This is a genomic window from Paenibacillus brevis (assembly GCF_018919145.1).
Taxonomy (GTDB): Bacteria; Bacillota; Bacilli; order Paenibacillales; family Paenibacillaceae; genus Fontibacillus; species Fontibacillus brevis.
Map to the genome: position 1 here is coordinate 1 of NZ_JAHLQJ010000011.1, position 12,281 is coordinate 12,281.

Consider the following 12,281-nt stretch of genomic DNA (forward strand, 5'->3'; position numbering starts at 1 on the left):
CCAAAAGCAAACGGCACAGGGGTTATCCCCGTGCCATTTTAAATTTCATTGACTTCTTGGTTTTGAAATTACCCTAACTTAATGACATTGCCCGCAAGGGAGCTTCTTTTTTGATCTCTTTTAGAAAATTGGATTTGCTTCAACGATGACCTTCACCTGATTAATGTAACGATCCTCCGGGCCTTTAACTGGCAGCCCGACCTCTACATGATCGACGATATAGTCGATATGGCTCTGGGAGATCACCTCACCCGGCAGCAGGATTGGAATTCCCGGCGGGTAAACATAGATGAACTCCGCAATAATCCGGCCTGCAGACTCCTTGAACGGAATAACCTCAGTATCCGCATAGAAGGCGTCCCGAGGAATCAGCGAAAGATGCGGAATCTCCGGAATTTTAACCACCAATTCGTTAGCATTGTTCTCTTTATAGTAGGTCTCTGACAATTCCCGCAAGGCCGCAAGCAAGGTATCCACCGATTCCTTCGTATCTCCAGGGGTAATGATACAGAGAATATTATACATGTCGCTAAGCTCGACTTCGATCCGGTAATGCTCGCGCAGCCAGTTCTCTGTCTCATAGCCGGTTATGCCAAGGTGCCGAACATGAATCGTTACCTTAGTCGGATCCAGATCAAAGGTAGCCTCGCCGCCCAGAATTTCACGGCCGAAGCTGTACAGACCAGGGATCTCATTGATTTTACTTCGCAAATCATGGGCAAGCTCAAGCGTCTCCCGGATCATCTCATGCCCGTGAAGGGCGAGATTTCTTCGGGCCGCATCCAGCGAAGCCAGCAGCACATAAGAAGTTGAGGTTGTAGTCAGCATGCTGATAATCGTCTGCACCCGCTGAGGGTTGATGTATCCGTTCTTGGCGTTGAGATTAAGCACGGAGCTCTGGGTCATAGACCCGCCAAGCTTATGCACGCTGGTAGCCGCGAGATCGGCCCCGGCCTCCATTGCAGACATTGGCAGCTCCTCGTGGAAATGAATATGCACGCCATGCGCCTCGTCTACGAGCACAGGCACATGGAAGCTGTGCGCAAGCTCAACAATTTCCTGCAAATGAGCACATACCCCGAAATAAGTCGGGTTGATGACAAGCACTGCCTTCGCATCAGGATGCCGCTCCAGAGCGCGGCGAACCGAAGAGGTAGTAATCCCGTGGTCTATTCCAAGATTCTCGTCCTGAGCCGGAGATACGAATACGGGCTTGGCGCCGGCGAAAATAATAGCCGACATCACGGATTTATGGACATTTCTCGGGACGATGATCTTGTCCCCTGGAGAGCAGACAGACATGACCATGGTCATGATGGCCCCGCTTGTCCCCTGAATGGAGAAAAAGGTATAGTCAGCGCCGAATGCATCGGCGGCGAGCTGTTGCGCTTCCTCAATGACTCCGGTCGGCTGATGAAGATCATCGAGCGGAGCAATATTGATCAAATCGATAGCAAGGGCGTTATCGCCGATAAATTCGCGGAATTCGTTATCGGTTCCGAGCCCTTTTTTGTGCCCGGGAATATGAAACTGTATGGGACCAGCAGCAGCGTGCTGCTTCAGTGCGGTGAATAGCGGCGTTTTTTGATGATCCATAGAGCCGTCCCTGCCTTTCATGTAAATTTTCAACAAGCTTGAGTATAGCAAAATGGGCCCGGAATGCAAGCGAAGTTTTAGGAGAAATCCGTCTTGGATACCGCAAGGCAATATACAGGGTTATGATGAAGCCCGGAGAGGAAATAATAGGATAGACGGAGCATAATCAGACTGTAAACGGAGGGGGGAGATCACATGGAGATTCCTTTGCCGAAAGTAAACCGTAAGTTGCTTACGCCCACCTTTATCTGCTTGTGGACGATGATGTTTTTGATTGAATTTGTAAAAGGCGCGCTCTTGGTCTCTATTCTTCCTGTCTATATGGGAGATGTGCTGGGTCTTAGCGCTCTCGCGATTGGTTTGTCATTCTCCACTCAATATATCGGTGACAATCTGTTCCGGGCCCCTGCCGGCTGGCTGATCGGAAGAATCGGCTTCCGGCTCACGATGACGCTGGGCATCAGTATTATGCTGATTGCGGTCCTGCTGATTGCCTTCACGCATCAGATCAGCTACATAGTGCTCGGCTGCGCGCTGCTTGGGGCGGGGACCTCTCCCTTGTGGCCCTGCGTCATGCTGGGGGTGTCATCGGTTACGGAGAAGAATCAGAATTTTGCCACAGCCATGGGTGTGATTCAAATTTCAAGTCTGGGCGGGACAGGACTTGGTCCGGTCCTGATTAATTTTCTCGTCGGAATTTCCTATTCCCTGGTGTTCAGCGTATTGCTTGGCTGCATCGGAGTCGTTCTGCTGATTTCACTGGCATTGCCTGGCGCAGAAAAGCCGGCGGAAATAGAGGAGGCTCCAAGGAGAGAAGAAGCTAATACAGCAAAGCCATTTGACAAACTCAAGCATCTTCAGGAGCGGTTGGTGCAGACGATAGGAGAGGTGCGGCGAAATATTCATGTGAGCCGATTGCTGTATCCGGCGTTATTCCTGCAATCTTTTGCCGTGGGGCTGCTGACACCAGTGATCACTCTGTTTGTGCGAACCGAGCTGGGACTGTCACCTGAGCAGTTCAGCCTCATGCTGATTGTGGGCGGGGGATTTACTGTGCTGGGGCTTATCCCGGTCGGACGGCTGGCAGATCAATGGGGAACGACCTCGTTTTTGAATGCCGGATTCGCTTCGGCTTCCGTGTCCATCGGCTTGTTCGCGTATGCAAAAGGAATGCCGGATTTGCTGGTATGGGGGCTTGTCATTCTGATCGGGGCCAGCTATGCCTGTATCCTTCCGTCCTGGAATACGATGGTATCGACACTTCTGCCAAAGAAAGAAAAGGGGGCGGTCTGGGGATTCTTCCTTGCCATTCAAGGGACAGGCATGGTGATTGGCCCGGTCGTGTCCGGCAGGCTTTGGGACTTCTTCGGTCCGCATGCTCCGTTCCTCGCAAGCGCCGGGGCGATGGGCCTTTTGTTTCTCCTCCATTTGCGGCTCTTACGCAAAAAAGTCCGCCGCGATGGGCAAGAAGCACTTCCACCGGCAGCGGACAGGGATCGCTTAGAATGAAGCTTTGTACAATGGAAGCAGCGCCGTAAATGTCTCCTCAATCGTGGTGGAGAGGCGCCCTCCATCCATCAGCAGCGGATCATCGCGGTCAATGCGCAGGCCGCAGAGAATTTCTGCTTTTTTAACAGTCCGCAGCTTTTCCGCCATTTCTTGCAGGCCCTTGACGCTAACCTCTCCGTTGGGCGTTCCTCCCGGATCCATATGATCCATGGACCAGTAAAAATGGTCTGGCAGCATCTTTTTATACTTGGAGGCTTGTTTCCGTAAAGATTCGGCGAAAATAGACTTATTCGGACTTTCGTAAATAACTGCAAAGATCACGAATAAATGAGATTCAAACATGCCAACCTCAAAATGCGGGAATGCTTTATAGCCCCGTTTATTAGGCGCCCAGGCTACCCAGGTATCCTTTGGCGGGTTTACTTTGCGTCTGGCATGCTTGGCCACATGAGGATACATCTCTTCTCCGCACAGTGCGGAAAGAAGGGGAGCAAAGGACTGTCCGAGCTCCTCAAGCTTCGGTCTGATATGGGTAATGATCGCGTTCATCCGCGGCTCAAGCCCGGGCACAGTCAAGCTATCGAAATCTTGTCCGGTAAATCCGGGATAAGTCATCTTGATTCCTCCTGTCAAAAGTCTTCTCCTGTCGAACATCATGTCCTAAGTCTTTATTATAGCACAGGCCATGACGCCTGCTTGCGTCAGAAATAGCCCGAAACGGGTAAAAATAATCAATAAACCAAGTCCCGTTACATAGGATGTAGTAAACGCAGGAGTGTCATTCGATAGGGAGGGAGTGCCGTGAATAAAAGCTATGAAGTGGAATACTGCAATCTGGAACTCCGTTTTGACCGCCGGCACATACAGCAGCTGATTCGCGATTTGATCCAGGATGGATATTCCTTATATTGGAGCGAAAATGAAGATGTATTCATTATCTCTGTGCGCACGGGCCGCAAGCTGACCAAGCTGCATTTTCAGCGCATGGGTCAAGAATACCGGCTGGCCGGTGACTACGTAATCCGCGATGCGAGGCTGGCGGAGTGGCTGGAGAAGCTGATCGGCGACTTGCGGGGGCATGCCGTAGTGAAACGCTTCAAGGATCGGCAGATCCTGGTGGAGAACATTTTGTTCGGAGAGGTTATCCGTCTTGTTGAGATTACGGGGGTAGAGCATCGGATCCTGTATCAGAAAAACATGATGATGGACGCGGAGCAAATGATCGACCTGTTCATCTCCCAGTCGGCCGAGCGGCAGCTGGAGCAGCTTCAGCGGGAGCTGGATCACGAGCTTGAACGGTTGCATGAAGCGCTTCAGAGCGGGGATCGAACGGCTTCGGAGCAGTGCAAGGAGCGGCTGAAAAAGATCAGACGGCTGCTACTTCAGCTTGAGTGGTAAGGAGAACGATCATACAACAGCTTTCGCCGGGTTTGGCTTAGCCCCCTGAGACTCAGGGGGATTGTTTTGTGGAAAAGGAGATCGGAATTTACGATTTAACGTCTGTACTCAAAAGAGTTAAAATGATATTATTGTTAAAAAAGTGAGAAAAGGATGGAGAATATGTCAAAACAACAGATTGGCGTTATCGGCCTGGCTGTCATGGGCAAAAACCTGGCCTTGAATATTGAAAGCAGAGGCTTCACCGTATCGGTGTTTAACCGTTCCCCGGAGAAGACGCATGACCTTCTTGAACATGAAGGTAAGGGCAAGAAGCTTGTGGGCACATTCTCTGTGCAAGAATTTGTTGAGTCTTTGGAAGCTCCGCGCAAAATTTTAATTATGGTACAAGCCGGTAAAGCGACAGACGCTACGATTGAGAGCCTGCTGCCTTACCTGGATCAAGGCGATATTATTATTGACGGGGGCAATGCTTACTTCCCGGACACGCAGCGCCGCAGCAAAGAGCTGGAAGAAAAGGGCTTCCGGTTTATCGGTACCGGCGTATCCGGCGGCGAAGAGGGGGCGCTGAACGGTCCTGCGATCATGCCTGGCGGACAAGAGAGTGCCTACAAGCTGGTTGAACCGATTCTGACGGCAATTTCGGCTAAAGTAAACGGTGATCCTTGCTGTACATATATCGGACCTGACGGTGCAGGCCATTATGTGAAGATGGTTCATAACGGTATCGAGTATGGAGATATGCAGCTGATTGGCGAGGCTTATCATTTGCTCAAGGATGTTCTGGGTCTGGATGCCAAGGAGCTTCATGAGATCTTTACCGAATGGAATAAGGGCGAGCTGGACAGCTATCTGATCGAGATCACGGCAGATATCTTCTCGCAGTACGATGAAGAGACCGGCAAGCCAATGGTTGACGTGATCCTGGATGCTGCTGGACAAAAGGGTACGGGCAAATGGACAAGCCAAAGCGCGCTGGACCTTGGTGTGCCACTCTCCATGATTACGGAATCGGTGTTCTCACGCTTCCTGTCCGCCATGAAGGACGAGCGGATTGCGGCAAGCAAAGTGCTGAGCGGTCCTGCAGTGAAATCCTTCGCCGGCGACAAGGCGGAGTTCATTGAGCAGGTACGCAAGGCGTTGTTCGCCAGTAAGATCGTATCCTATGCCCAGGGGTTCGCTCAAATGCGCTATGCTTCCGATGAATACGGCTGGGATTTGAAATACGGCAACATTGCGATGATCTTCCGCGGCGGCTGCATTATCCGTTCGCAGTTCCTGCAAAATATCAAGGATGCTTATGATCGTGATCCGCAGCTTAAGAACCTGCTGCTTGATTCCTATTTCAAGAATGTAGTCGAAAGCTATCAGGACGCATGGCGTAAAGTTGTGGCAGCTGCTGTGGAGAACGGAATTCCGGTTCCCGGCTTCTCCAGCGCGCTCTCCTACTATGACAGCTATCGTACGGAGCGTCTGCCAGCCAACCTGCTGCAGGCACAACGCGACTACTTTGGCGCTCATACGTTCCAACGGGTGGACAAGGAAGGCGTATTCCACCATCAATGGTTCTAAGAGCAGACGCTTGCTTGAAGAAGGGCGCCCGGCCGCGGAAAATCCGCAGGCTGCGGCGCCTTTTTTTAATCTGGATGCCGAAAGCTTCCGGCGTGTGTTATGATATGAAAAAAAGTTTGTGATATGAAAAAGTTAAATACGGCGGCCTGATGAAGCAGGCTGTGCCTAAGCGGGTGAGATGGTGAAGGAGAAGCAGGATAACATCGTGCTGATCGGCATGATGGGCACCGGCAAGACAACCGTTGGCGCAAGGCTGGCAGAGGAGACAGGCTATCCGCTTGTTGATCTGGATGCCTTGATCTCTGAGACGGCCGGTTGTCCGATCCCGCAGCTGTTTGCAGAGCGGGGAGAGCCCTATTTCCGAGACTTGGAGGCCGCTGTTCTGAGGGACGTGCTGACACAGGAAGGCATTATCCTGGCTACTGGCGGCGGTGCGGTGCTCCGCGAAGAGAACTGCCTGGAGATGACCTCTCGGGGCTGGGTCGTGGCCCTGAAGGCTACCCTGGACGAGATTGTCAGCCGGGTCGGCGAGGACCCTGGGCGGCCGCTCTTGGCCGGCGGAGCCAGATCTCGGATAGAGGCTTTACTGGAGCAACGAAGGCAGGCGTATGATTTTGCCCATGTGATCATCGATACCTCCGGGAAAAGTCCGGAAGAAGTATCGGCTGAAATTTTAACGCATTACCGCGGTTCATCGAATTAATCAATTAGCGAATTGAATGAAGAGGAGCTGTATCCATGGACTTGATCGTGAGACCTACACCGGAATTGAATGGCGAAATCGGAGCATTATCGTCAAAAAATTATACGACACGCTATTTATTGGTTGCCGCTCTGGCAGAAGGAACAAGTACGGTCTATTATCCGGCTCATAGCGAAGACAGCGATGCCATGCGCCGCTGCATTCAGGATCTGGGCGCTGTGCTGGAAGAGGATGAAGAGAAGATTGTGATCACCGGCTTCGGAGGCCGTCCGCACGATGTGAAGGAGCTGAATGTCGGCAATGCCGGGGCGGTGCTGCGATTTTTGATGGCGATCGCCTCGCTCTGTCCGGATGTTACCTTCGTGAACAGTTATCCTGATTCACTTGGCAAGCGGCCGCACAGCGATCTGATTGTTGCGCTTGAAGGCATGGGCGTGCAAATCGAGCATCAGGACGGCAAGCTGCCGATCCGGATTAGAGGCGGGAAGCCGCAAGGCGGCAAAATATCGGTCTCCGGCGAGGTAAGCTCCCAATATTTGAGCGCCCTGCTGTTCTTAACGCCTCTGTTGGAAGAGGACAGCGAGATTACGGTGCTCGGCGATTTGAAGTCGAAGGTCGTCATCGGCCAGACCCTTGAGGTGCTTGAGCAGGCGGGCATCCAGATCGATGCTTCCTCCGACTACTCCCGGTTCCGCGTGCCTGGACGCCAGATTTATCAGGCCAAGAGCTATACGGTCCAAGGGGACTATCCTGGCTCTGCGGCGATTCTGGCGGCTGCGGCCGTCATGAAATCCGATGTGAAGGTACATCGCCTGATGGAGAAGAGCAAGCAGGGCGAACGGGCGATTGTAGACGTGCTGCAGATGATGGATGTGCCGCTGAAGCACCAGGATGATACGGTTCATGTAACAGGTAATGGCCGCCTTCGTCCGGTTGAATTCGATGGCGATGCGGCGACGGATGCCGTGCTTGCGATGGTGGCGGCCGCCGTCTTTGCGGATGGAACCTCTAGATTCTATAACGTAGAGAACTTGCGGTATAAGGAATGTGACCGGATCACAGACTACTTGAACGAGCTGAAGAAGGCGGGAGCGAAGGTCGAGGAAGGCAGATCAGAGATCATTGTGCACGGCAGACCTGGCGGTCTGGAAGGCGGCGCCACGATCAATGCTCACTTTGATCACCGGGTTATCATGGCGCTTACCGTTGTCGGCTTACGCTGCAAGGAGCCGCTTTTGATCAAGGATGCGCATCATGTAGCTAAATCGTATCCGCAGTTTTTCGACCATTTGCAGGCGCTTGGCGCTTCGGTGGAATGGGTAAAATAAGCTTGAGTCTGAAAGGAGAGATGCTTTGTGGCATTTGAAAATCCGGATCGCGAGCAAATCAAGGAGATTCTTGAAAAGGCAGGCAATATCGCTGTTGTAGGTTTGTCGGACAAAAGCGACCGTACCTCGTATATGGTTGCTGCTGCCATGCAGCAAAAAGGCTACCGGATCATTCCGGTAAACCCTGCGGTGCAGGGTGAAATTCTAGGAGAGAAGGTCTATGCCTCCCTGTCCGACATCCCGGAGCCGGTTGATATCGTGAATGTATTCCGCCGCAGCGAGCATACGCCAGAGGTTGCACGTGAAGCCGTTCAAATCGGGGCGAAGGTGCTGTGGCTGCAGCAGGGCATCGTGAGCGAGGAGGCAGGGAACATCGCTGCCGAGGGCGGACTTACCGCGATCATGGATCGCTGTATCAAGGTAGAAGACAGCATTTTGCTCGGAAAAAGATAAATGAATCAAGCCATGATCGGCAGACCCGGCTGTGTCCAGACCATCCGGGTCTTTTTTCGTTCCGCGGAATTTCCTTTGACAAATTTGACAGGCTGGGCTTACCATAAGGAACTAGAGAGAAGCAAATCCTAACTTGCGAGAATAAGTACGGCAGAAGATTAGGGGGTCGAAACATGATACAGGGTATCGGTGCAGCCTCGGGCGTAGCTATCGGCAAGGCTTTTGTGCTGCCCGCCTGGGAATGGGATGTTCCGGATCGCCGGATGGAAAAGGTGGATCTGGCCAAGGAATTTGAGCGCCTGTACGAAGGAATCCGTACGTCCAAGACCGAGATCGAGGTCATGAAGAACGAAATCAGGGAAACCGTCGGTGCTGAGGAATCCAGCATTTTCGATGCGCACATTGCAATTCTTGACGATCCTGTATTTATGAGTGAAATTCAAGGAATCATCGAGCGTCAGTATAAAGCGGCCGAGGTTGCTGTGAAAGAAGCCATCGACCACTTCGTCACGATGTTCGACCTGCTGGATGATGAATACATGAAGGAGCGGGCACTGGATATTAAGGACGTAGGGAACCGGCTGCTGAAGCATCTGCTGGGTACACCGGAGATCACGCTGCCTTCTGATACACAGCCTTATATTCTGGTGGCTAAGGAGCTGTCTCCCTCCCAATTGGTTCATTTGAATCCGGAAAATGTTCTCGGGATGGTGACCATGTCAGGCGGAAAGACCTCCCATTCCGCCATTATGGCCCGCGCACTCGGAATCCCGTTGGTGTCGGGGCTGGAAAGCCTGACGGAAGAGCCGCTCTCAACCGGCGATCTGCTCATCATTGACGGGGATGAGGGCACGGTATACCGGGAGCCTTCCCGGGCGCTTCTTGAGCAGTTCAACCGTATTGCCGAGGAGCAGCGCCTGCGCAAGGAGCAGCTTCAACTGCTGGCTTCGGTCGAAGCGGTCACCAAGGACGGTTATCGCATGAGACTAGCCGGCAACATTAGCTCTGTGAAGGATGTAGAGCAAGCGGTCAAATATGGGGCCGAAGGGGTCGGATTGTTCCGGACGGAGTTTCTCTATATGGACCGTCCTACCTTTCCATCCGAAGAGGAGCAGTTCGAAGTGTATCGACAGGTCGTGGAAGCGGCGGGCGGGCATCCGGTAGTGATTCGTACGCTTGATATTGGAGGAGATAAGCAACTGGAGTATTTCCCCCTGTTTGAGGAGGAGAATCCTGTCCTCGGCTTCAGAGCGATTAGAATCAGTCTGGATGAGGCTGAGATGTTTAAGACCCAGCTCCGGGCGCTTCTACGGGCAAGTGCCTACGGACAGATCAAGATTTTATATCCGATGATCCACACCCTGGAAGAGGTGCGGCAGGCCAATGCGTTTCTGGAAGAAGCCAAGCAGGAGCTATTACGCCGTGAGCAGCCCTTCAACCATGAGATTGAGACAGGAATCATGATTGAGATTCCTGCGGCAGCCGCAATCGCCGACTTGCTGGCGCGAGAGGTTGACTTCTTCAGTATCGGCACGAATGACCTGGTTCAATATGTGTTGGCCGTAGACCGGATGAACGAGAAGGTTGCACATCTCTATCATCCATATCATCCGGCCGTCATTCGTTTGCTGCGGCAGACGGTGCTTGCGGCCAAGGAAGCCGGGATTTCCGTTAGCGTCTGCGGGGAGATGGCCGGCGATGAGAGGGCGCTCCCGCTCTGGCTCTATCTTGGTGTGACCAATCTGAGCATGTCGCCTCAATCCCTGCTTCGAGTGAAGCACCGGATTCTGAACAGCACATTGGCCGAGGGTATGGAGCAGGGCAAGCACTGCTATACGCTCACAACCAGTGAAGAGATTGAAGCAGCACTTGCTAAATGGACAAAAAGTTAAAGACATAGCGAAAAGGGCAATTTCATGGAATGAACCGATTCCGTGAAATTGCCCTTACCCTTCTATCATGAGTCGAACTAGAAAACTACGTAGAAGGGGCATAAGTGTGAAGTGTACTGAAGAAGCGTTAGCGTTCGCCTTTGTGAGCGGATTTCTACCGTATAATATCTTAGTTCAATTAGAGAAATCCGCGAACAACAGCGATCGTAAGCACACTTCACACGTTGCCCCCAGAACGTAAAATTCAGTAGTTCAACTTAAATAACTCGATTTAGGACTGTCCTGCAACGGCATCCACAAATGCCTTACCGTATTCCGGCAGATCAGGCGGCCGGCGTGCTGAAATAATGTGGCCGTCAACGACGACGGCTTCATCCTTCCAGATGGCCCCCGCATTTTCCATATCATCGCGAATGCCTGGGGTTGAGGTGACAGTGACCCCTTTTAAAATCCCTGCCGAAATAAGCACCCATCCCGCATGACAGATTTGCCCGATCGGCTTCTTTGCTTCGTGCAGCTCTCGGACCACCTCAAGCACTTGCTTGTAGCGGCGAAGCTTATCCGGGGCCCATCCGCCGGGAACAAGAATGCCGTCATAATCAGCAGCAGACAATTCGTCGAAGGAAAGCTCGCTTTCCGCGGGAACACCGTATTTTCCAATGTATTTTTTGCCTTTCTCCGGGCCGGCAAGATGTACAGTCGCCCCTTCTTCACGAACGCGATAAATCGGATACCACAGCTCCAAATCCTCAAATTCATCATCGACCAAGGCAATGATTCTTTTACCATATAATCTCAAATCCGTCTCCTCCTGTCTATTATTTCCGTTGACGAGCAGCCCTTTCCATCCGTAATATTTAGATTGTATCAAAAAGTTGTGATTCATTAAAATTTTTTCCATGAAAATTGCTGATGATTAGATGAGGTGATCCTGTGCGCAAGCTATGCCGTTGCGGACATCGTATGAGCCTCGGCTTCCGTCTGGTTATATACAAGAATGGGATTCAGGTAGACCGGGTGCCGATTATGGAATGTGATGATTGCGAACGCTATGAAGTACTTCCTGCTGTGAAATCCGATCTGCTGGATCTTCTGTTTCAATTGGAGGAGAAGGGCGAGACCGGATTAATCTTGTTTTCTGAGATGAATGAACTGGCTAACGTCCTGTACGGCTTGTTCACGGATCCGATGCTGGAAGGTGAGCTCAATGAGGCCATGTTGGTGAAGAGCTGTGAGGAGCGAATTAATCTTTTGCTCGACTTATATGGCTGTGCCCAAAAATCGGACGACAAAAATTGGATGGATGAAATCACGGTCCGTTTAGCCACTCTGTCGAGTTTTGTTAGCAAACGCCAATTTTCTGGGGCGAAATAATGAGAATTTTAGATGATTTTCTTAAATGGAGTTGTGTTTAACTTTCTTTTTTTGGTAAGATATGATTAGAAAATGAAAAAGCAGTTTTCTGAAAGGGATGAAACTTCATGCCGGAATGGAAAAGAATCGTCTCCAAAGAGGAACTATCGGCCTTGCTGACACAGTCGGCAGACCAGCCGGTTCTGCTGTTCAAGCACAGCACAAGATGCCCGGTCAGTGCGCGAGCCTATCGGGAAGCAGAAGCTTATTTGAATCAGAAGCCGAATGCACAAGTTACATACGGTTTGATTTATGTAGTGGAAGATCGGGAGATATCCAATGAGGCTGCGGACAAGCTGAGGGTCAAGCATGAGTCTCCGCAGGCGATTCTGGTCAAGAACGGACAGGCGGTTTGGAACACCTCCCATTCGAGAATTACTGCAGACGCATTAGAGGAAGTCTTAGCGAATTAAAGCG

At 51.6% G+C, this 12,281-nt stretch carries 12 protein-coding genes; 9 read left to right on the plus strand and 3 right to left on the minus strand.

All coding sequences use genetic code 11. From position 1 onward, the window contains the following. Positions 1 to 120 precede the first annotated feature (120 nt). On the minus strand, positions 121 to 1,596 hold the full coding sequence (locus tag KQJ23_RS13435) for an aminotransferase class I/II-fold pyridoxal phosphate-dependent enzyme (RefSeq protein ID WP_216479406.1): 1,476 nt from the start codon (positions 1,594 to 1,596) through the stop codon (positions 121 to 123). A gap of 195 nt (positions 1,597 to 1,791) precedes the next feature. On the opposite strand from KQJ23_RS13435, the gene KQJ23_RS13440 reads away from it, so the two are divergent. Continuing rightward, positions 1,792 to 3,105 carry an MFS transporter gene (locus tag KQJ23_RS13440; protein WP_216479407.1) on the plus strand — a complete coding sequence of 438 codons (1,314 nt, stop codon included), beginning with the start codon at positions 1,792 to 1,794 and terminating at the stop codon, positions 3,103 to 3,105. On the opposite strand, the gene KQJ23_RS13445 is transcribed toward KQJ23_RS13440, so the two are convergent. After that, positions 3,097 to 3,720, minus strand: coding sequence for a YktB family protein (locus tag KQJ23_RS13445; protein WP_216479408.1), 624 nt, complete (start codon positions 3,718 to 3,720; stop codon positions 3,097 to 3,099). The genes KQJ23_RS13440 and KQJ23_RS13445 overlap by 9 nt on opposite strands. A gap of 186 nt (positions 3,721 to 3,906) precedes the next feature. Between KQJ23_RS13445 and KQJ23_RS13450 the strand changes: the two genes are divergently transcribed. From KQJ23_RS13450 to ptsP, 6 genes are all read left to right on the plus strand, one after another. Continuing rightward, a complete protein-coding gene (locus tag KQJ23_RS13450; RefSeq protein WP_216479409.1) occupies positions 3,907 to 4,503 on the plus strand; it encodes a hypothetical protein in 597 nt (198 codons plus the stop codon). A gap of 162 nt (positions 4,504 to 4,665) precedes the next feature. Beyond that, positions 4,666 to 6,075 (plus strand): NADP-dependent phosphogluconate dehydrogenase, encoded by a 1,410-nt coding sequence (gndA, locus tag KQJ23_RS13455; protein WP_216479410.1) that lies wholly within the window; start codon positions 4,666 to 4,668, stop codon positions 6,073 to 6,075. 181 nt (positions 6,076 to 6,256) lie between these two features. Beyond that, positions 6,257 to 6,778, plus strand: a complete 522-nt coding sequence (locus KQJ23_RS13460; protein WP_430522301.1) for a shikimate kinase — start codon at positions 6,257 to 6,259, stop codon at positions 6,776 to 6,778. Positions 6,779 to 6,813: 35 nt separating this feature from the next. Continuing rightward, positions 6,814 to 8,106 carry a 3-phosphoshikimate 1-carboxyvinyltransferase gene (gene aroA / locus KQJ23_RS13465; RefSeq protein WP_216479412.1) on the plus strand — a complete coding sequence of 431 codons (1,293 nt, stop codon included), beginning with the start codon at positions 6,814 to 6,816 and terminating at the stop codon, positions 8,104 to 8,106. A gap of 27 nt (positions 8,107 to 8,133) precedes the next feature. Beyond that, positions 8,134 to 8,559: a CoA-binding protein gene (locus tag KQJ23_RS13470; RefSeq protein WP_216479413.1), complete on the plus strand. Its 426-nt coding sequence runs from the start codon at positions 8,134 to 8,136 to the stop codon at positions 8,557 to 8,559. A gap of 173 nt (positions 8,560 to 8,732) precedes the next feature. Continuing rightward, positions 8,733 to 10,451, plus strand: a complete 1,719-nt coding sequence (gene ptsP / locus KQJ23_RS13475; RefSeq protein ID WP_216479414.1) for a phosphoenolpyruvate--protein phosphotransferase — start codon at positions 8,733 to 8,735, stop codon at positions 10,449 to 10,451. Positions 10,452 to 10,722: 271 nt separating this feature from the next. On the opposite strand, the gene KQJ23_RS13480 is transcribed toward ptsP, so the two are convergent. Beyond that, a complete protein-coding gene (locus KQJ23_RS13480) occupies positions 10,723 to 11,250 on the minus strand; it encodes a type 1 glutamine amidotransferase domain-containing protein (RefSeq protein WP_249529767.1) in 528 nt (175 codons plus the stop codon). Positions 11,251 to 11,384: 134 nt separating this feature from the next. Here KQJ23_RS13480 and KQJ23_RS13485 point away from each other — a divergent pair, with 134 nt between their 5' ends. After that, on the plus strand, positions 11,385 to 11,825 hold the full coding sequence (locus tag KQJ23_RS13485; RefSeq protein ID WP_216479416.1) for a hypothetical protein: 441 nt from the start codon (positions 11,385 to 11,387) through the stop codon (positions 11,823 to 11,825). Between the two features lie 107 nt (positions 11,826 to 11,932). Continuing rightward, complete coding sequence (gene ytxJ / locus KQJ23_RS13490) at positions 11,933 to 12,277, plus strand: bacillithiol system redox-active protein YtxJ (RefSeq protein ID WP_216479417.1); 345 nt, start codon at positions 11,933 to 11,935, stop codon at positions 12,275 to 12,277. The last annotated feature ends 4 nt before the right edge of the window (positions 12,278 to 12,281 follow it).

Bases quoted from the DNA above. Each gene is read 5' to 3' on its own strand.
- KQJ23_RS13435 (WP_216479406.1), bottom strand. From the start codon at position 1,596: ATGGATCATCAAAAAACGCCGCTATTCACCGCACTGAAGCAGCACGCT.
- KQJ23_RS13440 (WP_216479407.1), top strand. From the start codon at position 1,792: ATGGAGATTCCTTTGCCGAAAGTAAACCGTAAGTTGCTTACGCCCACC.
- KQJ23_RS13445 (WP_216479408.1), bottom strand. From the start codon at position 3,720: ATGACTTATCCCGGATTTACCGGACAAGATTTCGATAGCTTGACTGTG.
- gndA (WP_216479410.1), top strand. From the start codon at position 4,666: ATGTCAAAACAACAGATTGGCGTTATCGGCCTGGCTGTCATGGGCAAA.
- aroA (WP_216479412.1), top strand. From the start codon at position 6,814: ATGGACTTGATCGTGAGACCTACACCGGAATTGAATGGCGAAATCGGA.
- ptsP (WP_216479414.1), top strand. From the start codon at position 8,733: ATGATACAGGGTATCGGTGCAGCCTCGGGCGTAGCTATCGGCAAGGCT.
- ytxJ (WP_216479417.1), top strand. From the start codon at position 11,933: ATGCCGGAATGGAAAAGAATCGTCTCCAAAGAGGAACTATCGGCCTTG.